Origin of the sequence: Bradyrhizobium sp. Ash2021 (assembly GCF_031202265.1) — a bacterium.
GTDB lineage: Bacteria > Pseudomonadota > Alphaproteobacteria > Rhizobiales > Xanthobacteraceae > Bradyrhizobium.
Genome location: NZ_CP100604.1, coordinates 1169181 through 1193316 on the forward strand (window position 1 = coordinate 1169181; position 24136 = coordinate 1193316).

The following is a 24136-nucleotide window of genomic DNA, read 5'->3' on the forward strand; positions in this document are numbered from 1 at the left end:
ATAGTGCGATCGCAACCGATCGTCTGGTGTGCCTATGCTGTCTAGAACCCCGTTCCGGCGATGTAAGTTCTGGCGAGGCGTCCATGCCTGACAAGCCGATTGCAATCGTTACGGGTGTCGGCCCTGGCACCGGGTCCGCGATCGTCCGGCGTTTCGCGGCGGAAGGATTTCGTGTCATTGCCCTGGCGCGCTCCCCAGATCGCATCCGCGCGCTGGAACAGGAGCTTCCGGATACCCACGCGATGATCTGCGATGTTTCCAGCGAAAGACAGGTCGCTGACGCTGTTGCAGACGTCCGCAATCGAAACGGCTCTCCGAAACTGCTCATACACAATGCTGTGGGAGGAGGGTGGGGAACGTTCCTCGAAATCGAGCCGCAAATGCTCAGACTGTCTCCGAATTTTCGATGGAGCCGGCAATGCGTTACGTGAAGGGCCACGGGTTGCAGACCCGGAGCCGGATTGTCGAGGAGGCCTCCTATGCTCTGCGTCAAGGCGGCGCCGACGGCATGAGCGTGGCCGACTTGATGAAGCTCGCGGGTCTCACGCACGGTGGCTTCTACGCTCATTTCGAATCGCGCGAAGCTCTGGTGGTCGAGGCGTTCGCCTTGGCCATGGATCGAAAGCTCTCCCAATGGCTGAAGCTTATGAAGGGAATGCCGGTCGAGAAACGGTTCGACGTTATCGTTGAAGAATATCTGAGCCCTGGTCATCGTGATGATCGGGCACACGGCTGCGTGCTGCCGGCCCTCGGTGCTGACATCGCCCGTTCAGGCAAGAAGGCGCGCCACATATTTGCAAGGAAGCTCGACGAAATGATCGACGTGGTCACCATGTTGTTTCCGAAAAAATCGCCGAAGGAGGCACGCCAGATCGCGGCCGGCGCGCTTGCAACCATGATGGGGTCGATCGCGCTCGCGCGTGCGGTCGGCGACGAGAAGCTGTCCGACGAGTTTCTTGAAGCCGGACGGCACGCCCTAAGCGGTCAATCGGCGGGGCGAGGAGCGAGGATAGCATCGAGTGCTCGGCGACCAGACAAAAGCTGCAAGGAGAAGAGCGATCATGACTGAACATGTAAGAACCGAACTGTCCGCTGGCATCATGACATTGACGCTGGCCCGCGCCGACAAAAAGAACGCGCTGAGCAACGCTATGTATAGCGCCATGTCGGATGGGTTGGAGCGCGCGGAGAAGGATCCGGCTGTCCGCGTGGTTCTATTCCAGGGAGACGGTGACAGTTTTACGGCCGGAAATGACCTTGCCGATTTCAGTGCCCAAGCCAATGGCAAGGACACCGGTGAGCCCCAGGCGCATCGGTTCATTAGCAATCTCGGTAGGGCCACCCGTCCGCTCGTTGCCGCCGTACAAGGCAACGCGGTCGGCGTCGGCACGACGATGCTGCTGCATTGCGACCTGGTTTTCCTTGCCGACACCGCAAAGCTGATGACGCCGTTCGTGAATCTGGCGCTGGTTCCGGAGGCCGCCTCGAGCTGGTTGCTGCCGGCGCGGATCGGGCACGTTCGTGCCTACGCGATGTTTGCGTTGGGCGAACCGCTCGATGCCGCCACCGCCTTGGCCTGCGGCCTGGCCAACGCCGTCGTGCCGGCCGCAGATTTGCGCGCCAGGGCCCGGGCGGCGGCCGAGGCCCTGACCAAACGACCGGCCGGTTCACTGAACCACACCAAGGCATTGATGCGCGACATGGACAAGATCGCCGCTCAAATCAGCCGCGAAGGCGCGTTGTTTCGCCAGCGCCTGCAGACCGCCGAAGCGCGCGAAGCGTTCGCGGCATTTGCGGAGCGCCGCAAGCCTGATTTTTCGAAGGTCGCGGGATAATTGCGATCGTTCGCCGAGCTGGAAAATGCGCTTGCCGATCAGGCATTGGTCAGCGACGTCAACGCCCTGATGATCTCGGTCCTGAGGAGATGCTTGCGATAATCAGCCGACGCGTAGCCATCCGACAGGCACTCGGCCTGTTCACTGGCGAGCAAGGCGGCGTTTGCGATGGTTTCGGTCGATAGTGGCTTGCCGACCAGATGCGCACTCGCGCAATCCGCCGCAAAAGCCCGGCCGGTCGCGCCGGTGATGGCAATCGTGGCTTCCGAAACGATGCCGTCTTGCTGGCGCAGTGCCACGGCAACTCCGACCACGGCATAGCCACTCGCCGGGTGGCGGATCTTGCGATATCGGAACTGCGCACCGGCGTTAGGGTAGGGGATGTGGATGGCCACAAGCACTTCTTCCGGCTCGAGCGCAGTGGTCATGATGTCGACGAAGAAGTCCCTTGCCGCGACCTGCCTGTTGCCGGTCGGGCCTGCGAGCTCCAGTTCTCCCTTCAGTGCGACGACGACCGCCGGCCAGTCGGCCGCAGGGTCGGCGTTTGCCAGTGAGCCGCCGATCGTACCGCGATTGCGCACCTGCGGGTCGGCAATCAGGTCGGCGGCTTGATGGAAGATCGGCAGCACCGTTCGCAGGGGTTCGGACGCCAGCAGTTCGGCATGCGTTGTCAGGGCGCCGATCCTGATGCGGTCGGCGATCTGGATTCCCTTCAATTCGCCGATGCCTCCGATGTCGACCAAAAGCGCCGGCGATGCCAGCCGCAATTTCAACGTCGGAATCAGCGTATGACCGCCGGCAACGAGCTTGCTGCCGTCGGGATCCTTCTGCAGCAGCCCGATCGCGTGGGCGAGCGAGGTTGCGCGAACATAATCGAATGATGAGGGGATCATCGGCCTGCTCCGGCGCGTGCGTTCTGGATCGCCGACCAGACGCGCGGTGGCGTCATCGGCATGTCGAGATGTTTTATCCCGAATGGCGAAAGCGCATCGAGCACGGCGTGCACCATACATGGCGGCGCCGCGATCGAGCCGCTTTCGCCAATACCCTTTACGCCGATCGGGTTGGTGGGGGAGGGCGTCTGCTGAAACAGCGTTCGTATGCTGGGGACATGTTCGGCGCGCGGCACAGCATAGTCGAGCAGCGAGCCAATCATCAATTGTCCGGTATCAGGGTCGTAGCTGACTTCTTCATAGAGCGCCTGCGCGATACCCTGCACGACGCCGCCATGAATCTGTCCAGCGGCAAGCAGGGGATTGATGATCGTGCCGGCGTCGTCAACGGCGACATAATCGAGAATATCGACGATCCCCGTCTCCGGATCGACCTCGACATAGGCCATGTGGATTCCCGAAGGCGCGCCCATGCCCTTGGGATCGTAAAACACCGTCTCGTCGAGGCCAGGCTCCATTCCATCCGGCAGCTTGTGGCCGACATAGGCCATCCGGGCCACCGTGCCGAACGTCAACGGTGCGATGTCGGTCCCCGCGACGCTGAACTTGCCCGCCCGATAGGAAACGTCCCCTTCGTCCACTTCCAGCATGCTTGCGGCAATCTTCTTTGCCTTTGCGACCACGCGGGTGGAGGAGACATGAACGCCCGATCCGCCCACCGCCATCGAGCGTGAGTTGAAGGTGCCGTGACCGGCCTGGACTTGCCGCGTGTCGCCCTGCACCACGTCGATGTGCTCGATCGGTACCTGCAGTACGTCGGCGGCAACTTGCGCCAGCGAGGTGACGTGGCCGTGGCCCTGACTCATGGATCCGGAAAAAATCGTTACCCGGCCGCTCGAGTCCACGCTGACCCGCGCGCTTTCCCAGCCTCCGCGGTTGAATCCCATCAACGCCAGACGGCGTGACGGCGCCATGCCGCACATGTGGGTATAGGCTGCGACACCGATGCCGCGATAGCGGCCCTTGGCCCGCAATTGATGGCGTTCGCTCCTGCGTGCCGCGTAGTTGAAGGCTCCCATTGCTTTTGCCAGGCAGCCTTCATAGTCGCCGCTATCGTAGATCACGGCGGGGCCGTTGTAGGGTTTGTACGGAAAATCACCGCGCTGAATGAAATTCCTTTGACGCACCTCGACCTGATCGATGTCGAGGTGACGCGCGACCGCGTCGATCGCGCGTTCGGCGATGTATCCCCCCTCGGGCCGGCCATAACCGCGATAGGCATCGACCGGCACGGTGTTCGTCACGATCACCCTGGAGCGCGCCTCATAGTGCTCGATCTTGTAAGCGCCGGTGCCGAAATTGATCGTATTCACGGTCGGACCGCCGCTTGCCATGTTCGACAGGTAGGCGCCGACATTGCCGAGCGTCTCGACTTTCAGGCCGAGAATCTTGCCATCGTTGCGAAACGCGATTTCGATGGTCTCGGTGTGCGCCCGGCCATGGTTGGTGGACTGGTGGCTTTCGGAGCGGGATTCCCACCACTTAATCGGAACGCCCAGCCGGCGCGCCAGATACGGGCAGAGCAGTTCCTCCGGGTACAGATGCATCTTGGCGCCGAATCCGCCGCCGATATCGGGCGCCACAATCCGCAACTGGTGTTCGGGAATGCCAACCGTGTCCGCGATCCAGCGGCGATGCATGTGGGGCACCTGGCTCTGCAGGTAGATGGTCAGGCTTCCGTCGACGTTCGGTTCAGCCAGAATGGAGCGCGTCTCCATGCAGGTCGGGATCAGGCGATTGTTGGCAACGCGAAGCGCAATGACCTGATCGGCCTCCCGCGCGGCCTTGCCGTAGTCGCCGCCACCGATCTTGTAGATCGTGGTGATGTTGTTGGGCACGTGGTCGTGGAGTTGCGGTGCGCCGTCGCGGATCGCGGCTTCCTCGTCGATCACGGCTGGAAGTGTCTCATAGTCGACATCGATAAGCCCGATGGCATCGTGGGCCATCGCCTGGGTCTCGGCGATCACCAGCGCGACGCATTCGCCGACGAAACGAACCCGGTCGATGGCGACGACAGGTCTGTTCGGCACCTTTGTCCCCGGTATGATCCAGTTGGGAACGATCGCGCCGATCTTGCCCGCGAGGTCGGCCCCCGACAAAGCCAAACGGACGCCTGGCGCCGTCTGTGCCACCGAGAGATCGACGTGCTTGATGACGGCATGCGCGTGAGGCGATCGTAGGACGGCCATATGCAACATGCCCGCCGCCTTGATATCGTCGGTATAGCGTCCCTTGCCCGTGACGAACTTGAAATCCTCGCGCCGCCGCAGCGGTTGGCCGACATATTTGATCGCGGCTGCTTCAGTCATGGCGATGTGTCTCCGAGGCGAGGGATTCGACGGCGCGCACGATGTTGTTGTAGCCGGTACAGCGGCAGATGTTGCCGGCGAGGCCGTGACGGATTTCGCGTTCCGTCGGATTCGGGCTTTGCTTGAGCAACTGACGGACCGTCATGATCATCCCGGGCGTACAGAAGCCGCATTGCAGGGCGTGATGCTCATGGAATGCAGCCTGAACCGGATGCAATTCGCCATTGCCGGGCGCGAGTCCTTCGATCGTCGTGATCGAAGAACCGTCCGCCATCACGGCGAGAACCGTGCAGGATTTGACCGCTTGTCCATCGATATCGACGGTGCAGGCGCCGCACTGCGAGGTGTCGCAGCCGACATGGGTCCCTGTGAGGCCGAAATCGTCTCGTAGCAGATGAACCAGAAGCTTGCGTGCTTCCACCGAAGCGGTGTGACGCACGCCGTTGACGTCGATCGTCACGACGTAATGCTTTTTGTCGGTATCGATCATTCTTTCCTCCGAGGCGGGCAACGGTCCAGTCATGAGAAGCTGAGCTCGGCGATATCGATCGCGACGAAAACCGGATCTGGAATCGCGGTGCCGTCAGCTTTCCTGCGAAGCGCCCGCCGCCGCGTGGCCACCTTGATTCCGGAAAAATCCCTGTGGTCGTACAGGTAGTGCGCCGTCGGTGCGCCCCCGGCGACGGGTGCGCTGTAGTCCACCCGGCAAATCAAGCCCTCGCCATTGACGTGGAAAATCTGCTCGGGGCAGTGCGTTGCAACGTGATCCGGAAAAACAACCCGGAGCAGCCGACGTTCTTCGCCGTTTTCGTCCCAGGGTTCCATTTCTTCGGCTTGAAATCCTGGTAGCGCGAAGATGAAGGGCGTATTCAGGTAATTCCACATCGCGTAACCGCTGAAATAGGCGAGATGCAAGTCGTCCCAAGGCGTTTCAACGGTATGGCCGTCAAAGGCGGCGCGGGGATTCCTGCGATCCTTGACGGGCTTTCCGTCGAGCGCTTCGATCACGGTATGGTCGGGGGTGCATGAACTCCGCATGCCTTCGCTGATGAAGGGCCGGTAGCTAATCCATTGATGACCGGCGGCGGCCGTGACGTGGACGTTCTTGAGAACGTCGGGCCACCCTTTTCGCGCCCACAGGCCGCCGGTGATGGACATGTCGCCCTCGATGGTTTTCACTTTATTCCAACGCTCGATGCCTCCGTGGGCATCGATAACGAGATCGCGAAGTTCGCACATGTTCAATGTCCCATTCCGTCGATATCGGTGGCTCCGCTATCGCCGGGGCCGGCCCGCGGAAGCGGAGATAGTGGTCGACAACGAGTCACTCTAATGATAAGAGCGACCAAGAGGCAAGCATTTTATGAAGTCAAAGAGTTTTGATGGGATGGCGTGCTCGATCGCCGGCGTCATGGACGCGATCGGCGACCGTTGGGCCGTACTGATTCTGCGCGACCTGTCGCTCGGGCTGAGCAGGTACGAGGACCTGCGCCGGTCAACGGGAGTAACCAACGCAACCCTGTCCGACCGGTTGAAGCACCTTGAGGACAGCGAATTGATCGAGCGGCGCCGGTACCAGACCAATCCCGAGCGATATGAATACGTTCTGACCGCGAAGGGCCGGGACACCATCCTCGTGATGCAGGCGCTGTTGCAGGTGGGAGACAAGTGGGCGGTTTCCGGAAACGCGGGGCCTCCACTCAAATTTGTGGATCGAAAAACCGGACACACGGTGAAGCTTGCAATGGTCGACAACGAGACCGGGCAACGCGTCGGAAAGCAGGATTTGCTGCCGCAGGCAGGTCCGGGAGCGGACGAACTGGTCCGCTGGCGTTTGACGCACTTTCGGAAATAGAGCCTCGAACCGCCCTGAGTCTGCAAACCGAAGCACCGCTGATTTGAAATGACGGTTGTCATTTAACTTGACCCGGCCGCGCAAACATGACTTGCAAAATGCAAGTCATGTTGTAATCTGACCGGAATGAACAGGCAGGGCGCGTATCGTCGCGCCGAACGATGGAGGTGCGTGGTGTCCGAGGATGTGCTGATTACGCGCGAGCAGCGCGGCAATATTTCCGTGTTGACCATGGTCTATCGGCCCTACAATTTGCTTGGGCCAAAGCTCATCAATGCCATCGTCGAGCAGGTCGAAGCGGCGCAGAAAGCCGGTAGCCGGGCAATCGTCCTTCGCAGCGGGCTTCGGCACTTCTCTGCCGGCGCCGATCTCGATATTTTCGACAGACGCGTGGAGCAGGGCAGTGGCGATACGGGCGGCGAAAACCGCCGCTTGAACGGCGTCGAGTTCCTGCGCTTCATGGAACTGCTGCCGATCCCGTTGATCGCGAGTGTCCATGGCGTCTGCCTTGGCGGGGGCCTCGAACTGGCGTTGTGTTGCGACTACGTCATCGCGGCGTCGTCGGCGAAGATCGGTTCGGTGGAAGCAACGCTAGGGCTGCATCCATTGCTGGGCGGCATCCAGCGCCAGGTGCAGCGGATCGGTGCACTGCGCGCCAAGGAGATGTCGATGCTGGCGCGTCGCTACGACGCGCCGACCCTGGAAAAGTGGGGCCTGATCAATCTTACCGTTCCGGAAGAATCGCTGGAGAAGGCGACCATGGCGATCGCCGAGGAATTCGCGCAAGGTCCGACATTGGCCCACGCGGCCACCAAGGAACTCGCCCACATCGCCGTCAACGACGGGGTGGCCGCGGCCGACGAGGCGATGGCAAGGGTACAGGCGCCGATCTGGGCGTCGGAAGATCTGAAAGCCGGCCTTGCCTCGTTCCGCAAAAACGGCCCCGGCCTCGCCAAATTCGGGGGGCGCTGACCATGGGTGGTCCTCTCAGCGGAATTCGCGTCGTCGACTTTTCCCGCGTACTCGCAGGTCCACTGTGCGCGCGGACCTTGCAGGATCTCGGCGCCGAGGTCATCAAGGTCGAACCGCCGAGCCCGGACGTGTCGCGCTTTGCGTTTCCGTCGACCGACGGCATGTCGGGCTATTATGCGCAGCAGAACGCCGGCAAGCGCAACGTCAGCATCAATCTAAACATTCCCGGCGCGTATGATCTCGCGCTGAAGCTCTGCGATACCGCGGACGTTGTGGTCGAGAACTTTCGCGCGGGGACGCTCGGCTTCTTCGGTCTCGATTACGAGACTCTGTCGAAGCGCAATCCACGGCTGATCTACGCGTCGATCACCGGTTACGGTCAGGGCGGTCCCTGGCGGAGCCGGATGGCATATGCGCCGACGGTGCAGGCCGAGGCCGGCTTCACCGAGAACAGCGTTCGGCACTATGGCGAGGCCTTGAAAGAGCCGCGCACCGACAGCCTGTCGCATGCTGACGTCTATGCGGGATTGCAGGCGGTGATCGCCATCCTGGCGGCGCTCCACGGTCGCCAGACAACCGGGCAAGGCCAGTATATCGACGTTGCGATGGCGGCGACCTTGCTCGCGGTCAATGAACGCGCGCATGTCGATCTGTCGGACGACGACATCGGTGCGGAGCCTGCGGTGCTCGGCGCCACCGATTGCTCGTTCTTCACGGGTCCACAGGGTGAGCATTTCACCGTCGCCACCAGCATTATCGGCAGCCGGACGTTTCCGTCCTGGCTCCGTGCGATGCGGCGCGTCGATTTGATGGACGATCCGCGGTTTTCTAGCGCCGCGGCCCGGCGGCTGAATTTCGGCGCGTTGCACCAGATCATCCAGTCCTGGATGTTGACTTTTCCCGACATGGCGACGCTCGACGCCCAGTTCGACGAAGCCAAGATCGCGATGGGCGAAATCCGCTCGATCAAGGAACTCACCAAGTCGGACTGGAGCGACTATTGGGGCGCGGTCCAGCTCGTTCCGGATCGCAGCGGCGGCGAATACATATTGCCGGGCCGCCCCTGGCGCTTTTCCAGCGATGAACTGACGCCGATCGGCACACCGGCTTTCCAGGGCGAGCACAACAGGGAGGTGTTTCGCGAACTGGGCGTGAGCGAGGCGGAACTGCAGCGGCTCTCCGAGACCGGGGTGCTCGTTACGCACCGTCGCGCGCTTGAACCCGAAGCTGCGGTCAAACCACGGGAGCCTGCCGGGCAGGCGGCTTGACCGCGCTGCCGCCCTCGGCGAAGCGATTTCAAGATCGAAAAGGGGCAGGCGGACAGCACGGCTCTCCTGCTATAAGCGATCGGGAATCACCGAGGGTAAGAGACTGCGAGACACACCGTGAAGCGCTCCGGTTCCTCCAACAAGGAATGCTCCATCGCCCGTGCCATGGAGGTGGTCGGCGACCGCTGGTCGATCCTGCTGCTGCGGGAAGCCTATTATGGGACCAGGCGGTTCGACGAGTTTCAATACTATCTTGGCGTTGCGCCGAACATTCTCAGCGCGCGGCTGAAGAAGTTCGTTGATCTCGGCATGATGACGCGCGTGCCGTTGCCGGAGCATGGCGGGCGTTACGAATATGTCTTGACCAAAAAGGGCCGCGATTTTTTTCCGACCTACCTGGCACTTAAAAAGTGGGGCGATGACTGGCTTGCCGAGCCGGCAGGGCCGCAGGTGGTTTTCAAGGATCGCAGCAGCGGACGGCAAATCGAATATCCCACCTTGCTGTCAGCGCGCGGCAAGCCGTTGCAGCTCGAAGACGTCGAAATTGTCGCGGGCTCTGGCGCCGTGCCTTTCAACCGGAAGCGATTCGGCGGTCAACTCCCGCGCGCAAAGGTCAATCCGGAACGTGCCAGTCTAGTTCTGCGCAAATCCGTAGCCGATAAGGACAAATAATGCTGTGGTTTGCCTGATGCGGGCGCAAACCCTCCGCCACCACCGGCCGCTGGACCTGGAGCGACCGCTCAGGAAGCGCGCGATGGTCGGGCTATTGGACGGTGCAACGTATTTGAAGAACGCTTAGGGATGCCCGGCGCCCGGCAAATCGAAAAAGGAGTTCTGAAGTGGCAAACAACTAGCTGATCACGGGAACGAGCTGCGGCTCTGGCCGTACTTTGACAGAAATCAGAACCGCAACATCAGCTCCAGATTGTTCGTCGAAAGTCCGAGGTAAATGACGTGCTTTGCGATTGCATCTGCCTGCCGTCAATTGAAAGACGTCTCTGCGAGTTTCTCGGAAACTTCCCAAAGTCTCGCTGCCCTTGCCGCGTCGCGGGCCTGGGGCATGATCAGGGCCGGCGCCGGGGCGCCTCGCAATTCGCCGAGTCCGCCGGGTCCATAATAGGCGCCCGGCGTTGCTTTTGGGCTCGTCGCCGCGAACAGGATCGGTCGGGCTCCGTCGGTTGCCGATTGACCAAAAAACGGAGCGGCGAAATCGCTCGCAAGAGAAAGCAAACCGCCCGGACCGCTCGCGAAGAGGCCCGTGCGGGCAAATCCCGGATGGGCCGCATTGCTGGTCAAGTTCCAGCCGGTCGCGTCACTCCGCCGTTGCAGTTCAAGCGCAAACATCAGCATCGCGAGCTTGGATTGCCCATACGCCTTCCATGGCGAGTATACCCGCGCTCCCTGCAAATCATCGAAATCGATGAACGCGGTTCGGTGCGCCAGGCTGCTGACATTTACGACGCGTGGCCCGCTCGCCCGGCGCAACAATGGCATCAGCCGAGCCGTGAGAGCAAAGTGACCCAGATAGTTTGTTCCAAACTGCATTTCAAAGCCGTCTGTCGTGGTTTGCCGGCGCGGCAGTGCCATCACTCCTGCATTGTTTATCAGGAGATCCAGCGACTGCCGGGAATGCATCCGCTGCGAAAAATCTGCGATGGACGCAAGGTTGGCCAGATCGAGCGGCTCGTAGCTTAACCGAGCGCCGGACACTTCACGATTGATCTTCTCGATCGCAGACTGCCCCTTCCGATTGTCGCGGCCGGTCACAATGACCTCTGCCCCGGCCTTGGCCAACGCCAGGGCGGTCTCGTAACCGAGACCGCCCGTCGCCCCCGTCACGATCGCCGATCTGCCGAGTTGCGAGGGGATTTCAGCCTGCGCCGAAACGGCCATGAAGGAGATCCTTGCTCAGGAGATTAAGTCACTTCGCAACAGGCTCACTTCCGGATCAACGGGATCTGGAGGTTGGTGGGGCGGTTCTGCTCCGTATCAAACCCGCGGCCGTCAATGTTGCGCGCGCCCCAGAACAGCAGGTCGCCTTTAAGGTAGACGAGGTCGTACTCCATGAAGTTCGTCCCTTCTTTCAGAGCGAAGGGAGCGAAGCTCTTTCCGAATACGCTCTGAGGCGTGTTGACCGCCCAAGGAGCGTATCCAGCCGACGCGACCTTATTGAGCACATCGGCAAATCCCTGCGCGAGCGGAGTTACCTCGTAGCTCTCGTCGGCAACGAAGTCGAGCTTCTGCGCTCCCGGCGCGATCGGGTGTGAGCCTTGCCACAGCATGTGGCCGCCAATCCTGGTGCGTGCGAGCGGCACCGCCCCGTACGGGTCGGCCGAGTTGACGATCTCGAGTTCGAATCGATCCGACGGCAGATATTTGAATGCGCGCTTGAGGTAGAATGGTTTGAGCGAGCCGTCCGGGTTCTTGCTCGGCCGCACCTCCGGAGCGATGCTTTCCCAGTTTCCGAGCATTGCTTGCTTGATTTTCGCTGTGTCTGTTTCCATGCCGCTTGCCCTTGGTTGATTAGAGGGGGACTGCGCCGCGGCCTCGCCGATTCCGCCGATCACCAGAAAGAATAGTAGCGATGACCTGATGGCTTTGCGCATGCGCGTACTCCGGTGTGTATTCATGTAAGTATGTCGACCGACATAGTATGTAGGTCGACATACCGATCGTCAAGTGCTATTTGGGGGACATGAGCGACAAGCCTGATTCCAAAGAGAAAACCATCATCGCGGCGGCCAAACTCCTGCGTCGTCAGGGCTATAACGGCACCGCGCTGAGCGACATTCTGGCCGCAGCCGGCTCGCCCCGCGGTTCGCTCTATTTCCATTTCCCGAACGGCAAAGAAGAGATAGCGGTTGCTGCCCTGACATACGCCGGAGATTCTGTCCGCCAAGCCATCGCAGGGGCCGCAAAGACATCGAAGTCCGCCGATGAGTTCTTGATCCGGATCGTCCGTGGCATGGCGGCAGATCTGGAGCGATCCGATTTCAAGGAGGGATGCCCGATTGCGCCAACGGCGCTCGATATGTCAGGGGCATCGGAAGCGTTGACCGCAGCAGCGGGTGCCGCGTTTCAGAGCTGGGAGCAAGAGATCGCGACCAGTCTGCAGTCGTTCCACTTCAACGCCGAGCGCGCCAAGCTGCTGGCGACTGCAGCGCTGAGTCAGTTCGAGGGAGCGCTGCTGCTCGCGCGCACCTATCGCCGCCTGGAGCCCTTGCAGCGCGCCGAGGAGCCGATCCGAGCGCTGGTCCAGGCATTTGCCAGGACTTAGTTGCGATCGCAGGACGCGGCCTCAGGAGCGCATTCGGGGCGGGCGTCTTGCGAAAGTTCAATGGAGTGAGTTTACGCGCTTTCAGTGGCATCGAGTTGCGTCGACCTTTGCGAGTTCCGAAGTCCTCGCGACCCATGACCTATTTGGCGTCTTCGATGCCAGCACGGAGCATTGAAGGAATCTGCCTCGCTATCGTGGCGGGCGTGTCGCGTTCCTTCTTGAACCAGAATAACGACCAGGAAAGCGCGTGGGACTATTACACCATCAAGGAAACCGTGCCAGGCGACGAGGCTTTCCAGCCGCTGTCCGAGTCCAGGTGTCGTCTAGTGACACGATGACAACTGAGCGGCCTGGGGTACACGCTCTCAGGCACTTTCCGATCGTGACGCAAATCACCTCCATCGAAGGCACGCTACTCATAGCCGGAGCGGCTAACCAGAGGTGGCAATGCGAACAGGCCGAAAGCGACCATTCCCAACGCCACGGCAACGAAATTCCATGTGACGTCGGCCTTTAACCAGACAACCACAAAGCCCCCGAGCACCGCGATGGCGGCCCTGAGCAGAGCGGCGAGGACAGAGGCTCCCATCTGTCTGGTCGCTTGTCCGACGCAATAAAGAACATAGCCGAGCCCAAAGAATCCAAAAAACGGCCCGACGCGGTGCAGATATTCTGCGCCAACCTGCAGCACGGACGGATCCTGGCTGAAAATTCCGATCCACAGCTTCGGAAAAGCAGCCGCGGCCAGTCCGATCGATTCGGTCAGGGCGCAGGCCATCAGAACACCAGCCCATGACGCCCTTACGGCCCGTTCGATCTTGCCGGCACCGAGGTTCGCGCTCACCACGATTCCGACCGGACCGCCGACGCCGTAGGCAAGGGGCACCAAAAGAAACTCCAGCCGCGAGCCGGCACTATAACCTGCCAAAGCCTCGATCCCGCCCATTCCCACATAGGCCGTGACGATCGCGAGTGTCAGGTTCGTGGTGGCCGAGACGATGGCCGACATTCCGCCGACACGGAGAATCGCAAGCGCCGGGGCGAGGGAGAGTTTTGGCACGCGAAATGACGGCTTGAGGACGCCGAACTTGCCCCAGAGGTAGGCTGCGTAGGCAAGGGTTCCGAAAGCGTAATACACGAGCATCGCCACGGCGCCGCCCGACGGACCAAGCCCTGGATAACCAAAGGCGCCAAAGATCAATGCCGGCGAAAGCGGGACAAGGATCAAGGCTCCGCCACCGACCACGATCACTGGGACCTGCAAGTTGCCGGTGCCACGAACCACGGCCATCAGCAGGTTGAACAACCAGATCAGCGTGGCGCCCGCAAAAATGGTGGACGAATACGAGAGAGCAATTGCGAGAGCATTTCCGGAGATGCCCATGTGGCCGTAGAGGCCTGGACCCAACACAACCATGACGGCTGTTGTCGCGAGGCCAAGCGGAACACTTAAGGTGACGGCGTACCACGCATATTCACTTGCGGCGTCCATCCGGCCGGTCCCAAGGGCGCGTGCGACGGTCGTGACAAACCCGCCGCCGATCGCGCCCTGGGCGACGGAGAGCACCAGCGAAACCAGCGGAAATACCGGCGCGACGCCGGCCAGAGCATCCACACCCAGTCGCGAAACGAAATAGACTTCGAGCAATCCGATCAGGACCTGGACGGTCATGACGGCGGCATTGGGTATTGCCAGCCGCATGATTGTGGGCACGATTGGCTGCTCCAGCAGCATGTGGGTACGGGAGTCAAAATCTGCGGCTTGACCGCGAGGCTGCCGGCTCGCTTCCGGGTGCCGGCGGCTTATGGCCGGCGCATCGATTCCGGAAAATCCGGCGCGAGCTTCGCGCGATTGTCGGCTGCACTTTTCGGATCGTGAAAGTTTGCCGGTTTGGCATGACATGACGTGGGAGGCTTGCATGGCGGGTGCTCCATCTCGGACCTGTCGATTACTTCCGACAAGGCCGCGGATCGAACGATAAGATTTGACAACACTTGTTAGCGCTTCTAACAACTCGCGAATGGCACGATTACCGTCGCTGGAGACCTTGCGGGTGTTCGAGGTGGCCTGCCGCCACGGCAGCTACTCCGAGGCGGCGCGCGAATTGCACGTGACGCACAGCGCCGTCAGCCAGCGAATAAGACAGCTGGAAGAAGAACTGGGGCTCACCCTTTTCGAGCGGCAGGGCAACCGAATGGTGCCCACGTCCAGCGGAGTTAGACTGCAGGCCGGCGTCAAAAACGCTTTCTCGGAATTGAGCGCATCGCTCGGCAGCATCAAGACGTATCGGACCGACGCAGAAATTACCGTAAGCCTGCTGCCGGTCATGGCGGCCCGGTGGCTGGTTCCGCGCCTTCCTCGTTTCAAGGCGCGGTTTCCGCACATCAATCTGCACGTCAAGACGGCTCAGTCTCTGGCCAACTTCAAATCAGACGGTGTCGACGTCGCAATCCGGTTCGGGATGGGCGATTGGAAAGGACTCCGGGCCATCAAGCTTCTCGAGGAAGAGTTTTTCCCGGTATGCAGTCCGAGCCTCAACGGCGGGCGTCTGCCGAAAGATCCCGCATCGATTTTATCGGAGCCGCTGCTGATCGACCGCAACTTGTCGTGGCGCGCCTGGTTCAGGTCTGCCGGTTTGAAGCTTGATCGCGATATCGCAGGCACTTCCTTTACCGACACAAACGCGCTCATGGAGGCCGCGGTGACAGGACAGGGGATTGCGCTCGGGCGCCTGTCGTTCACAGGATCGGATATCCTGGCCGGAAAGCTGGTTCGCTTGTCCGAACACAGCCTGCGCGTTTCCTACTGCCATTATGCGGTTTACCCGATGTCGTCGGAGTCCAACCCGGCCTTGGTGGCCTTCCGGGATTGGCTGATTGAAGAAGCGCGTCGCACTTAGCAATACAGTTGCCTTTTGTGAGGTTTTCTGAATCCATGGGCAACCATGATTCGAACATCGTGGACGCGGACAGCGTCGATTGAAGAGACGCTTGCGTTGTGGGCGGCGTCGCTTCGGGAGATCAAGAAGCGGATACGTCCATTGTTCGGGCAAGAGCGTGTTGCGAAGAATGCTGGCTTGTTTCTGGAAGGTCTGCTTGGAGATGAGCAACGCAAGACTGGTTGGATGCGCGCTGAGGCCGCAGGCGATCCTGGTCCATGGCGGCAACAGGCGATCCTGGGTCGCAGGGATTGGGATGCGGATGCCTTGCGCGATATCGTCCGCGATTATGTCATCGAGCATTTGGCGGACGATGACGCGGTCCTCGTGATCGATGAGACCGGCTTTCTCAAACAGGGCAAAGCGTCGTGCGGCGTGGCGCGTCAGTACACTGGTTCGGCGGGCAAGATCACGAACTGCCAGATCGGCGTCTTCGCGGCCTACGTTTCGTGCCACGGTCATGCTTTCATCGACCGCGCGCTGTATCTTCCGAAGGAATGGACCGACGATCCAGATCGACTGAAAGCCGCATACGTGCCCCCCGATACCGGCTTTGCGACCAAACCAAAGCTTGCGACGAGAATGATCGCACGCGCCATAGCCGCGCCTGTCCCGTTCAAGTGGGTTGCAGGCGATACGGTCTACGGTGTCGGTGACATTGAACAGCAACTGCGTCGCGCAGGCAAAGGCTATGTCCTGGGGGTCAGCAGCGCGCATGTATTTCGATCCTGGGGCAAGCGTCGATCGGTCGCCGGCACGGCTGCCGACATCGCCCTGACGCGGCGTGCGTCCGACTGGAAACGCCTGTCAGCAGGGGCCGGAACCAAAGGACCGCGGCTGCATGATTGGTGCTATCTCGAATTGGCCGACCTGGCCGGAGAACCAAACGACGAAAATCCGGGCCTTTGGACACGCGGTCTGCTGATCCGTCGTCGTATCGCCGATGGCGATCTCGCCTTCTTCACCACCTGGTGCCCAGCGGCAACATCGATCGAAACACTGGTGGGGGTCGAAGGCCATCGGTGGGCAATCGAGGACAGTTTCGAGACCGCCAAGAACGAGTTCGGGCTCGACCACAACGAGAGCAGATCCTGGCACGGCTGGCATCGCCACGTTTCCATGGCGATGCTCGCCTTCGCCATGATGGCGGTGATCCGCCATCGCGCCAATCCGCCGGCGCCAAAAAAACCAAACGCCGAACCACGGCAAGGGTCAAACCACAGCCACGCCGTCGTTGATCCGATGGTCGATCCAGGAAGTCCGACGCATTGCCGTCAGGCTCGCGCGAAAGCGGATACAACCCGCACACATCATCGCATGGTCACTCTGGCGTAGAGCTCATCAGGCGGTCGCTCAGCGAGCCCACTTCAAAGCAAAACGGCAACTGTAATGTTAGGCGGTTGAAGGGCCGCTCCTGGCGCAAAGCGGCCATTCCAAAGTTCGGCTGCGCCCGGTGCGGGACGTGCTACGAGATCGAAATGATCTCAAGCTTTTGGCCTGATGCGCCGACTTCATCCCCGACAGCTTTGCCCATCAGAAACCTTGCCACTGGGGATACGAAGGAAATCGAACCGGCCTTAGGGTCCGCTTCGTCCTCTCCCACGATGTGATATTTCTGCACGCGCCCATCGTCGCGCCTGAAGGTCACGGTGCTCCCAAAGGCGACAGTGTCAGTCGACGTAGGATTGTTGACGACCTGAGCCGTCCGAACTCTCGCCACAAAGTAGCGCACATCACGCAACGGGATTGCCGCTTGCCGCCGTCGTTCATTCACGTCTTCGATCTTCTGCGCCGTCTCGTATGCCTCGCGAGCCAGATGGAGCTGAAATTCCAGAGCCTCTAATCCCGCTTCCGTAACGAGGTTCGGATGAGGTGAAACCGGGCGGTCGGGCAGCAGAGTCTCCGACGCAGTTTCGGCACTGTCTTCCTTGGTGAAGGCAACACTCAAGTCAGCCTCCTTTTTCGTGAGATATGGTAGGGCGCTTCATTAACGCCACCCCAGGGCGGGAGCGACGTGGGTCAGGATCGCTTCGATCACATGCGCGTTGTAGGCAACGCCCAATTGGTTGGGAACGGTCAGCAGCAGCGTATCGGCCTCGGTGATAGCTTCGTCTTTCCTGAGCTGCTCGATTAGGACATGCGGCTCGGCGGCATAGCTACGGCCGAAGATCGCCCGGGTCCTCTCGTCGATGAATCCGATCTGGTCATCATCTTCGCGCCCGCGCCCAAAATAGGTGCGGTCACGATCGTCCATCAGTGCGAAGATGCTGCGGCTGACTGAGACCCGCGGCTCGCGCGTCTGACCGGCCTCTTTCCAGGCGGCACGGTAGGCCCGGATCTGAGCGGCCTGCTGCACATGGAAGGCCTCGCCTGTTTCGTCGTTTTTGAGCGTCGAGCTCTGCAGGTTCATCCCAAGCTTTGCTGCCCAGATCGCCGTGGCGTTCGAGCCGGCGCCCCACCAAATCCGGTCGCGCAGGCCTTCAGAATAGGGTTCCAGGCGCAACAGCCCGGGCGGATTTGGAAACATGGGTCGTGGATTCGGCTGGGCGAAGCCCTCGCCGCGCAGCAGATCGAAGAACACCTCGGCATGACGCCGCCCCATGTCGGCGTCATTCTGGCCCTCGGCCGGTTGATAACCGAAATACCGCCAGCCATCGATCACCTGCTCGGGCGAGCCTCGGCTGATGCCGAGCTGCAGCCGCCCGCCGGCGATGAGATCGGCTGCGCCCGCGTCCTCGGCCATGTAGAGCGGGTTCTCGTAGCGCATGTCGATCACCGCCGTCCCGATCTCGATGCGGCTTGTCTTCGCGCCGACGGCCGCTAGGAGCGGGAAAGGCGAGGCAAGCTGGCGGGCGAAGTGATGGACTCGAAAATAGGCCCCGTCCGCGCCCAACTCCTCGGCCGCGACGGCGAGCTCGATGGATTGCAGGAGCGTGTCTGCGGCCGAGCGGGTCTGTGATTGCGACGAGGGCGTCCAGTGCCCGAACGAGAGAAAGCCGATCTTCTTCATGCGGGCAATCTATTGATATCCAGGTTGGTTTGCGACCGTCCGCGCTCGTGCGCGGACGGCTTTGGCTACTTCATGAACGGGGGTCCCGCCAGCGAGCGGCAGCATAACGGAGCCGCAGGCGCGTGGCGGTGGTCAGATTCGAAATGGCTTCCCGCACACCACCTGGCAGTCAGCGCCTGTCCCAGGAGCCGCGTCATGGCCTGGGAGGGGCCGCCCTGCCGAGGGCCGGGCGCGGCCGGCTCGAAGCGCGAAGGCCCGGTCCTGGAAGGTCGGAGACAAAAGTAGAACCGCTGTGCCAGTTTTGTGTCAGTTGGCACATGCTTTCTTGGTCTGTTCCGGCCGAAATAGCTGAAATGGCTGAAACCGACGACAAAGCCAAAACGTCGAATTATGCTGATTTTACAGGGCTTTTGCGATGGAATGAATGGTGCTGCCAGACAGGATTGAACTGTCGACCTCTCCATTACCAATGGAGTGCTCTACCACTGAGCTACGGCAGCATGCCCGGATCAGGAGAATCGGCCCAAACACGGGCCCTACAGGCGGCCGGTTCTTGCCACAACGACCCCTCTGGCGCAAGCACGCGGCAGGGTCAGAAGCGTAGAAGAAGGCCCAAAAAATCGGCTGAGTCACCCGCTTTCTGCTTCAACCCTTGCAACTCCGGGCCGATCCGGTTCCCGGTTTCCTCAGTCCGCTCCGCCAGCGCTTTAAGCGGGCCGGACATGGCCTCGAATTCGATCATTTTGCGGGATTCGTCGCATTTGAAGCGCCGTTACTCCCCAAATGGCCAGTTGCCGATATTGGCGGAAAATCCCAGCGTGGCATCATGAGCGGGGCTGGCCGTGCGGCGTTGGTTGCGCCCGTGCATGTGGTTCGGTCGCGGGTGTATTCTCCCGGAATGACTTTGTATTCGAGCGGGCCTGCGATGAAAGACGATCAAGCCAAGCGCGAGCGACAACCGGGGTCGCCTGTGAAGGATTCGCGACAGGACCGGTTGAAGCTGGCGCTGCGCGAAAATCTCAAGCGCCGAAAATCGCAAGCGCGCGGGCGTAGCGATGCGGTGGGCGCATCTTCCGAAGACGCTGAAGCGCCACTAGATGACGGCAGCGGAAAAGAGCCGGGCCGTTAGCCGTCGGGAAAATCCCGGCCGTTCGCCGGAAGGCCCCAAAAATGCTTTCCGCACAAGTGACGATTCAATTTTCTTTCCAGGCAAGCGAGCGGCGAGATGAGCGCAGACAACACCACGGCCGATCCGGCGACAGCGACTAATTCCTTTGCGTTCCCGCGTCATGAGCAGACCTTCCCGACGCTGATGCCGCACGAAATCGACCGCATGCGCCGGTTCGGCGAGGTGGTCTTCTTCAAGCACGGCGAAGCGCTGTTCGAGACCGGCAAGCCGGGGCCAGGCATGTTCGTGATACTGTCGGGCGAAGTCGTGATCACCCAGCGCGACGGCCTTGGCCATGTCTCCCCGGTGATCGATCAGGGCCCGGGTCAATTCCTGGCCGAGATCGGCCAGCTCTCCGGCCGCGTCGCGCTGGTCGACGGCCACGCCGAGGGCGATGTCGAAACGCTGCTGATTCCCCCCGACAAACTGCGCGCGCTGCTGGTCGCGGAAGCCGATCTCGGCGAGCGCATCATGCGCGCGCTGATCCTGCGCCGGGTCAGCCTGATCCAGGGCGGCGTCGGCGGCCCGGTGCTGATCGGCCCTGTTTCGCTCGGCGACATGGCGCGGCTGCAGAGTTTCCTGGCGCGCAACGGCCAGCCGCATAATCTGCTCGATCCCGCCACCGACAAGGACGCCGCCGACCTCGTCGCGCGCTATTCGGCCTCGCGCGCCGATCTGCCGCTGGTGGTGTGCCCGGACGGCACGGTGCTGCGCAATCCCACCGAGACGGCGCTTGCGATGGCGATGGGTATGATCGGTCACCACGGGCCCGACAAGGTTTACGATGTCGCGGTGGTCGGCAGCGGTCCGGCCGGGCTCGCCACCGCGGTCTATGCGGCCTCGGAAGGGTTGTCGGTCGCGGTGTTCGACTCGCGGGCCTATGGCGGTCAGGCCGGCGCCAGCGCGCGAATCGAAAACTATCTGGGATTTCCGACCGGGATATCCGGGCAGGCGCTGGCGGGGCGCGCCTTCAGCCAGGCGCAGAAGTTCGGCGCCGAAATGCTGATCCCGGTGTCGATCAAGTCGCTCGACTGCTCGAAGAGCAGCGGCGCCTTCGAACTCGCGACCCAATGCGGACGCTTCCTGCGTGCAAGATCAATCGTGGTGGCCAGCGGGGCGCGCTATCGGCGGCCCGAGATCGAAAATCTCGACCGGTTTGAAGGCCGCGGCGTCTGGTACTGGGCTTCGCCGATCGAAGCCAGGCTGTGCGCCAACCAGGACGTCGTGCTGGTCGGTGGCGGCAATTCCGCCGGACAAGCTGCGGTGTTCCTCTCGGGACACGCGCGAAAAGTTTACATGATGATCCGTGGCGGCGGCCTCGGCTCCAGCATGTCGCGCTATCTGATCGAGCGCATCGAGGCGACGCCGAACATCGAATTGATTTTCAACGCCGAAGTGGTCGGGCTGGAAGGCAGCGAAACGCTCGCGCGCGTGCGCTGGCGCAGCCGCCTGGGTCCGGATGTTTACATGCTCGACGTCCGCAACCTGTTCCTGTTCGTCGGCGCTGATCCGGCGACCGGCTGGCTCGAGGGCTGCGGCGTCAAGGTCGACCGCGCCGGATTCGTGCTGACCGGCGTGCAGGACGGCCAGAACGGCGAACGCCCGGTGCCGCCCCTGGAGACCACCGTGCCTGGCGTGTTCGCGGTCGGCGACGTGCGCTCGGGCTCGGTCAAGCGCGTCGGCGGCGCCATCGGCGAGGGCGCGCAGGTCGTGGCGGCGCTGCACGGCTTTCTCGGCGACAGCGCCAAGCCGGCGCTGTAGAACAAAGCGTTTTCAAGCGGGGCCTGTCCCGCACTTGATGCGGGATGGATGCCGGTTCGCATAGCAATCAAGCTTGCGCAGATTGCGTCGACTTATCTGCGTAGAAAACGCGTCAAAACAAAGAAAGCGCATGTCAAAAGGCTGCACCCACATCGCCGGCATCCATACCGTCACGCCGAGCGCGCTCGGCTGCGAGGAATGCCTCAAGAGCGGCAGCCGGTGGCTGCATCTGCGGATCTGCCGCAGCTGCGGCCATGTCGGCTGCTGCGACGATTCCCCGAACAAGCACGCCACCGCGCATTTCCACGCCACCGGCCATCCGATCATCGAAGGCTATGATCCGCCGGAAGGCTGGGGCTGGTGCTATGTCGATGAAGTGCTGTTCGACCTCTCGAACCGCAAGACACCGCATAACGGGAAAATCCCGCGTTATTACTAGCTCCAGTTTTTTGAGCTGCCTTTATTTGTGACAGACATGCAAACTGTTCAAGCAAATCCATACTTTAGTTGATGCACATGATATGCTGACCATCCTGCCACGGATGCATGTGGTAATTTTCTCCGCTGCGTCGTAACCTGCTGACCGGTTCTCAACGGGGAGTGCACCACATGGTCTTGGGGATGAGCTTGGCGACGTTCACGTTGGTTCACGTGATCATCAGCCTGATCGGAATTGTCGCAGGCCTGGTCGTGATGTTCGGGATGCTCGCCTCCGACCGGAAGCCGGGACTGACTGCGATCTTCCTGCTGTTCACGATCCTGACCAGCGCCACCGGCTTCCTGTTTCCGTTCACGCAGCTGCTGCCGTCGCACATGATCGGCATCCTCTCGCTGGTGCTGCTGGCGATCGCCTGCATCGCGCTCTACGCCATGAAGCTTTCCGGCTCGTGGCGCTGGATCTATGTGGTGACGGCCCTGCTCTCGCTCTACTTCAATGTGTTCGTGCTGGTGATCCAGAGCTTCCTCAAGATACCGGCGCTGACCGCGGTGGCGCCGGGCAATCCGCCGTCCGGACCGGTGTTCGCGGTGGTCCAGGGCATCGTGCTGGTGTTCTTCGTCCTGATGATCATCGGCGCGTGGCGGCGATTCAAGCCGGCGTGAAATTCGGCTGAACCAGTCTCGTCATTCCGGGGCGCGCGAAGCGCGAACCCGGAATCTCGATCAACATATCTCTGGATTCCGGGTCCACGCTTACGCGTGTCCCGGAATGACGACAAAGAGGAGCGCATCATGCCCACGATCACGACCAAGGACGGCATCGAGATTTTCTACAAGGACTGGGGCTCGGGGCAGCCCATCGTGTTCAGCCACGGCTGGCCGTTGTCATCAGATGACTGGGACGCGCAGATGCTGTTCTTTCTCAACCACGGCTATCGCGTCATCGCCCATGACCGCCGCGGCCACGGCCGGTCCAGCCAGACCGGCGACGGCCATGACATGGATCATTATGCCGATGATTTGGCGGCGGTGACGGCGCATCTCGACCTTAAGAATGCGGTTCACGTCGGCCATTCCACCGGCGGCGGCGAGGTGGTGCACTACATTGCCCGCCATGGCGAGAGCCGGGTGGCAAAGGCGGCCATCATCAGCGCGGTGCCGCCGCTGATGGTGCAGACACCCGCCAATCCCGGCGGCCTGCCCAAGGAAGTGTTTGACGGATTGCAGGCGCAACTCGCGGCCAATCGCTCGGAATTCTATCGCGCCCTCCCGGCGGGGCCGTTCTACGGCTACAACCGGCCGGGCGCCAAACCTTCCGAGGCCGTAATCCAGAACTGGTGGCGCCAGGGCATGATGGGCGGCGCCAAGGCGCATTACGACGGCATCGTCGCGTTCTCGCAGACCGATTTCACCGACGACCTCAAGAAGATCAATGTGCCCGTGCTGGTGATGCATGGCGATGACGACCAGATCGTCCCCTATGCCGATTCCGGGCCGTTGTCGGCCAAGCTGTTGAAGAACGGCAGCTTGAAGACCTACAAGGGCTTTCCGCACGGCATGCCGACCACGGAAGCGGCCACGATCAACACCGATCTTCTGGCGTTCATCAAGCGATGAACGGAGTTCACCCGGCCATGAAAGTCATCCTGTTCGGCGCCACCGGCATGGTCGGGCAGGGCGTCTTGCGCGAATGCCTGATCGATCCGGGGATTGAGCGCGTGCTGGTGGTCGGGCGCAGCCCGACCGGGCGGACGCACGCCAAGCTCAGCGAAATCCTGCACGATGATTTTACGGATTTCTCGGCGATCGAATCCCAGCTCGCAGGATACGACGCCTGCTTCTTCTGCCTCGGGGTCTCCTCGGTCGGCATGGACGAGGTGCGCTACCGGCATCTGACCTACGATATCACGCTTGCGGCTGCGAAGACGCTGTCGCGGCTCAATCCCGGCATGGTGTTCACCTATGTCACCGGCCGCAGTACAGACTCGACCGAGCAGGGCCCGCAGATGTGGGCGCGGGTCAAAGGCAAGACCGAAAACGACCTGCTCAAGCTGCCGTTCAAGGCGGCGTATATGTTCCGGCCTGCCGGCATTCAGCCGCTGCACGGGGTGCGATCGAAGACATCATGGGTCCAGGCAATCTACGTCGTCACCGCGCCGCTGTTGTCATACCTCAATCGCGTCGCGCCGAAATACATGACGACCTCCGAGCAACTCGGCCGCGCCATGATCAAGGTGGCCAGGGACGGCTATCCGAAGCCGGTGCTGGAGAGCGAGGATATCAATCGCATTTAGTTGCTGTCATTCCGGGGCGCGCGTAGCGCGAACCCGGAATCCCGAGATTCCGGGTTC

General features: G+C 61.5%; 24 protein-coding genes, 1 tRNA gene and 1 pseudogene. 16 read left to right on the forward strand and 10 right to left on the reverse strand.

The annotated features are described in order from the left end of the window. The first annotated feature begins 83 nt into the window (after positions 1 to 83). Genes NL528_RS05490 through NL528_RS05500 form a run of 3 tightly spaced genes read left to right on the forward strand, consistent with a single transcriptional unit; the run spans position 84 to position 1835 of the window. On the forward strand, positions 84 to 431 hold the full coding sequence (locus NL528_RS05490) for an SDR family NAD(P)-dependent oxidoreductase (RefSeq protein ID WP_309181707.1): 348 nt from the start codon (positions 84 to 86) through the stop codon (positions 429 to 431). Continuing rightward, on the forward strand, positions 407 to 1069 hold the full coding sequence (locus NL528_RS05495; RefSeq protein ID WP_309181708.1) for a TetR/AcrR family transcriptional regulator: 663 nt from the start codon (positions 407 to 409) through the stop codon (positions 1067 to 1069). Before NL528_RS05490 ends, NL528_RS05495 begins: the two co-directional genes overlap by 25 nt. Next, positions 1062 to 1835: an enoyl-CoA hydratase-related protein gene (locus tag NL528_RS05500; RefSeq protein WP_309181709.1), complete on the forward strand. Its 774-nt coding sequence runs from the start codon at positions 1062 to 1064 to the stop codon at positions 1833 to 1835. The genes NL528_RS05495 and NL528_RS05500 overlap by 8 nt, the downstream gene beginning before the upstream one ends. A 38-nt stretch (positions 1836 to 1873) precedes the next feature. Here NL528_RS05500 and NL528_RS05505 read toward each other — a convergent pair whose 3' ends face one another. The 4 genes from NL528_RS05505 to NL528_RS05520 are packed head-to-tail and all read right to left on the reverse strand — an operon-like array spanning position 1874 to position 6336. Then, entirely contained in the window at positions 1874 to 2728 is an 855-nt protein-coding gene (locus NL528_RS05505) for a xanthine dehydrogenase family protein subunit M (protein WP_309181710.1), read from the reverse strand. Further along, positions 2725 to 5097 carry a xanthine dehydrogenase family protein molybdopterin-binding subunit gene (locus NL528_RS05510; protein WP_309181711.1) on the reverse strand — a complete coding sequence of 791 codons (2373 nt, stop codon included), beginning with the start codon at positions 5095 to 5097 and terminating at the stop codon, positions 2725 to 2727. The genes NL528_RS05505 and NL528_RS05510 overlap by 4 nt, the downstream gene beginning before the upstream one ends. Continuing rightward, complete coding sequence (locus NL528_RS05515) at positions 5090 to 5587, reverse strand: 2Fe-2S iron-sulfur cluster-binding protein (protein WP_309181712.1); 498 nt, start codon at positions 5585 to 5587, stop codon at positions 5090 to 5092. Before NL528_RS05515 ends, NL528_RS05510 begins: the two co-directional genes overlap by 8 nt. A gap of 29 nt (positions 5588 to 5616) precedes the next feature. Further along, positions 5617 to 6336: a hypothetical protein gene (locus NL528_RS05520; protein WP_309181713.1), complete on the reverse strand. Its 720-nt coding sequence runs from the start codon at positions 6334 to 6336 to the stop codon at positions 5617 to 5619. Positions 6337 to 6508: 172 nt separating this feature from the next. On the opposite strand from NL528_RS05520, the gene NL528_RS05525 reads away from it, so the two are divergent. The 4 genes from NL528_RS05525 (at position 6509) to NL528_RS05540 (ending at position 9864) form a co-directional block, all read left to right on the forward strand. Then, on the forward strand, positions 6509 to 6952 hold the full coding sequence (locus NL528_RS05525; RefSeq protein ID WP_309181714.1) for a helix-turn-helix domain-containing protein: 444 nt from the start codon (positions 6509 to 6511) through the stop codon (positions 6950 to 6952). 174 nt (positions 6953 to 7126) lie between these two features. Then, positions 7127 to 7924, forward strand: a complete 798-nt coding sequence (locus NL528_RS05530) for an enoyl-CoA hydratase/isomerase family protein (RefSeq protein WP_309181715.1) — start codon at positions 7127 to 7129, stop codon at positions 7922 to 7924. A 2-nt stretch (positions 7925 to 7926) separates the two neighbouring features. Next, positions 7927 to 9192 carry a CaiB/BaiF CoA-transferase family protein gene (locus tag NL528_RS05535; RefSeq protein WP_309181717.1) on the forward strand — a complete coding sequence of 422 codons (1266 nt, stop codon included), beginning with the start codon at positions 7927 to 7929 and terminating at the stop codon, positions 9190 to 9192. Positions 9193 to 9309: 117 nt separating this feature from the next. Next, complete coding sequence (locus tag NL528_RS05540) at positions 9310 to 9864, forward strand: helix-turn-helix domain-containing protein (RefSeq protein ID WP_309181718.1); 555 nt, start codon at positions 9310 to 9312, stop codon at positions 9862 to 9864. Between the two features lie 309 nt (positions 9865 to 10173). Here NL528_RS05540 and NL528_RS05545 read toward each other — a convergent pair whose 3' ends face one another. Together NL528_RS05545 and NL528_RS05550 are read right to left on the reverse strand one after the other, a co-directional pair. Then, a complete protein-coding gene (locus NL528_RS05545) occupies positions 10174 to 11085 on the reverse strand; it encodes an SDR family oxidoreductase (RefSeq protein ID WP_309181719.1) in 912 nt (303 codons plus the stop codon). A 44-nt stretch (positions 11086 to 11129) separates the two neighbouring features. Continuing rightward, positions 11130 to 11798 carry a hypothetical protein gene (locus tag NL528_RS05550; RefSeq protein WP_309181720.1) on the reverse strand — a complete coding sequence of 223 codons (669 nt, stop codon included), beginning with the start codon at positions 11796 to 11798 and terminating at the stop codon, positions 11130 to 11132. A gap of 89 nt (positions 11799 to 11887) precedes the next feature. Here NL528_RS05550 and NL528_RS05555 point away from each other — a divergent pair, with 89 nt between their 5' ends. Beyond that, complete coding sequence (locus NL528_RS05555) at positions 11888 to 12469, forward strand: TetR/AcrR family transcriptional regulator (RefSeq protein WP_309181721.1); 582 nt, start codon at positions 11888 to 11890, stop codon at positions 12467 to 12469. Positions 12470 to 12881: 412 nt separating this feature from the next. Here NL528_RS05555 and NL528_RS05560 read toward each other — a convergent pair whose 3' ends face one another. Continuing rightward, entirely contained in the window at positions 12882 to 14183 is a 1302-nt protein-coding gene (locus NL528_RS05560; RefSeq protein WP_309181722.1) for an MATE family efflux transporter, read from the reverse strand. A gap of 340 nt (positions 14184 to 14523) precedes the next feature. Between NL528_RS05560 and NL528_RS05565 the strand changes: the two genes are divergently transcribed. Both NL528_RS05565 and NL528_RS05570 read left to right on the forward strand, forming a co-directional pair. Then, on the forward strand, positions 14524 to 15369 hold the full coding sequence (locus NL528_RS05565) for a LysR substrate-binding domain-containing protein (RefSeq protein ID WP_309181723.1): 846 nt from the start codon (positions 14524 to 14526) through the stop codon (positions 15367 to 15369). A gap of 45 nt (positions 15370 to 15414) precedes the next feature. Beyond that, a pseudogene (locus NL528_RS05570) lies at positions 15415 to 16596 on the forward strand (IS701 family transposase); the annotation flags it as partial. 277 nt (positions 16597 to 16873) lie between these two features. Here the strand turns inward: NL528_RS05570 and greA are convergent. The 3 genes from greA to NL528_RS05585 all read right to left on the reverse strand — a co-directional run bounded on the left by greA (position 16874) and on the right by NL528_RS05585 (position 18918). Then, positions 16874 to 17356, reverse strand: coding sequence for a transcription elongation factor GreA (gene greA, locus NL528_RS05575; protein ID WP_309181724.1), 483 nt, complete (start codon positions 17354 to 17356; stop codon positions 16874 to 16876). Between the two features lie 39 nt (positions 17357 to 17395). Then, positions 17396 to 18418, reverse strand: a complete 1023-nt coding sequence (locus tag NL528_RS05580; RefSeq protein WP_309181725.1) for an LLM class flavin-dependent oxidoreductase — start codon at positions 18416 to 18418, stop codon at positions 17396 to 17398. 425 nt (positions 18419 to 18843) lie between these two features. Further along, positions 18844 to 18918 (reverse strand) — tRNA-Thr (locus NL528_RS05585). 152 nt (positions 18919 to 19070) lie between these two features. Between NL528_RS05585 and NL528_RS05590 the strand changes: the two genes are divergently transcribed. From NL528_RS05590 to NL528_RS05615, 6 genes are all read left to right on the forward strand, one after another. Then, positions 19071 to 19547 (forward strand): hypothetical protein, encoded by a 477-nt coding sequence (locus tag NL528_RS05590; protein WP_309181726.1) that lies wholly within the window; start codon positions 19071 to 19073, stop codon positions 19545 to 19547. Positions 19548 to 19643: 96 nt separating this feature from the next. Continuing rightward, positions 19644 to 21347, forward strand: coding sequence for an FAD-dependent oxidoreductase (locus NL528_RS05595; protein WP_309181727.1), 1704 nt, complete (start codon positions 19644 to 19646; stop codon positions 21345 to 21347). 130 nt (positions 21348 to 21477) lie between these two features. Continuing rightward, positions 21478 to 21786 (forward strand): UBP-type zinc finger domain-containing protein, encoded by a 309-nt coding sequence (locus NL528_RS05600; RefSeq protein WP_309181728.1) that lies wholly within the window; start codon positions 21478 to 21480, stop codon positions 21784 to 21786. Positions 21787 to 21956: 170 nt separating this feature from the next. Further along, the gene (locus tag NL528_RS05605) at positions 21957 to 22448 is read left to right on the forward strand and encodes a hypothetical protein (RefSeq protein WP_074271181.1); all 492 of its coding nucleotides are present in this window, start codon (positions 21957 to 21959) and stop codon (positions 22446 to 22448) included. Between the two features lie 129 nt (positions 22449 to 22577). Then, positions 22578 to 23402, forward strand: coding sequence for an alpha/beta hydrolase (locus tag NL528_RS05610; protein WP_309181729.1), 825 nt, complete (start codon positions 22578 to 22580; stop codon positions 23400 to 23402). Positions 23403 to 23419: 17 nt separating this feature from the next. After that, positions 23420 to 24079 (forward strand): epimerase, encoded by a 660-nt coding sequence (locus NL528_RS05615; protein ID WP_309181730.1) that lies wholly within the window; start codon positions 23420 to 23422, stop codon positions 24077 to 24079. The last annotated feature ends 57 nt before the right edge of the window (positions 24080 to 24136 follow it).

Coding starts and splice junctions, on each gene's coding strand:
- NL528_RS05550 (WP_309181720.1), bottom strand. CDS start 11,798: ATGCGCAAAGCCATCAGGTCATCGCTACTATTCTTTCTGGTGATCGGC.
- NL528_RS05605 (WP_074271181.1), top strand. CDS start 21,957: ATGGTCTTGGGGATGAGCTTGGCGACGTTCACGTTGGTTCACGTGATC.
- NL528_RS05520 (WP_309181713.1), bottom strand. CDS start 6,336: ATGTGCGAACTTCGCGATCTCGTTATCGATGCCCACGGAGGCATCGAG.
- NL528_RS05510 (WP_309181711.1), bottom strand. CDS start 5,097: ATGACTGAAGCAGCCGCGATCAAATATGTCGGCCAACCGCTGCGGCGG.
- NL528_RS05490 (WP_309181707.1), top strand. CDS start 84: ATGCCTGACAAGCCGATTGCAATCGTTACGGGTGTCGGCCCTGGCACC.
- NL528_RS05595 (WP_309181727.1), top strand. CDS start 19,644: ATGAGCGCAGACAACACCACGGCCGATCCGGCGACAGCGACTAATTCC.
- NL528_RS05545 (WP_309181719.1), bottom strand. CDS start 11,085: ATGGCCGTTTCGGCGCAGGCTGAAATCCCCTCGCAACTCGGCAGATCG.
- NL528_RS05615 (WP_309181730.1), top strand. CDS start 23,420: ATGAAAGTCATCCTGTTCGGCGCCACCGGCATGGTCGGGCAGGGCGTC.
- NL528_RS05515 (WP_309181712.1), bottom strand. CDS start 5,587: ATGATCGATACCGACAAAAAGCATTACGTCGTGACGATCGACGTCAAC.
- NL528_RS05505 (WP_309181710.1), bottom strand. CDS start 2,728: ATGATCCCCTCATCATTCGATTATGTTCGCGCAACCTCGCTCGCCCAC.
- NL528_RS05525 (WP_309181714.1), top strand. CDS start 6,509: ATGGACGCGATCGGCGACCGTTGGGCCGTACTGATTCTGCGCGACCTG.
- NL528_RS05610 (WP_309181729.1), top strand. CDS start 22,578: ATGCCCACGATCACGACCAAGGACGGCATCGAGATTTTCTACAAGGAC.
- NL528_RS05500 (WP_309181709.1), top strand. CDS start 1,062: ATGACTGAACATGTAAGAACCGAACTGTCCGCTGGCATCATGACATTG.
- NL528_RS05580 (WP_309181725.1), bottom strand. CDS start 18,418: ATGAAGAAGATCGGCTTTCTCTCGTTCGGGCACTGGACGCCCTCGTCG.
- NL528_RS05535 (WP_309181717.1), top strand. CDS start 7,927: ATGGGTGGTCCTCTCAGCGGAATTCGCGTCGTCGACTTTTCCCGCGTA.
- NL528_RS05555 (WP_309181721.1), top strand. CDS start 11,888: ATGAGCGACAAGCCTGATTCCAAAGAGAAAACCATCATCGCGGCGGCC.
- NL528_RS05600 (WP_309181728.1), top strand. CDS start 21,478: ATGTCAAAAGGCTGCACCCACATCGCCGGCATCCATACCGTCACGCCG.
- NL528_RS05495 (WP_309181708.1), top strand. CDS start 407: ATGGAGCCGGCAATGCGTTACGTGAAGGGCCACGGGTTGCAGACCCGG.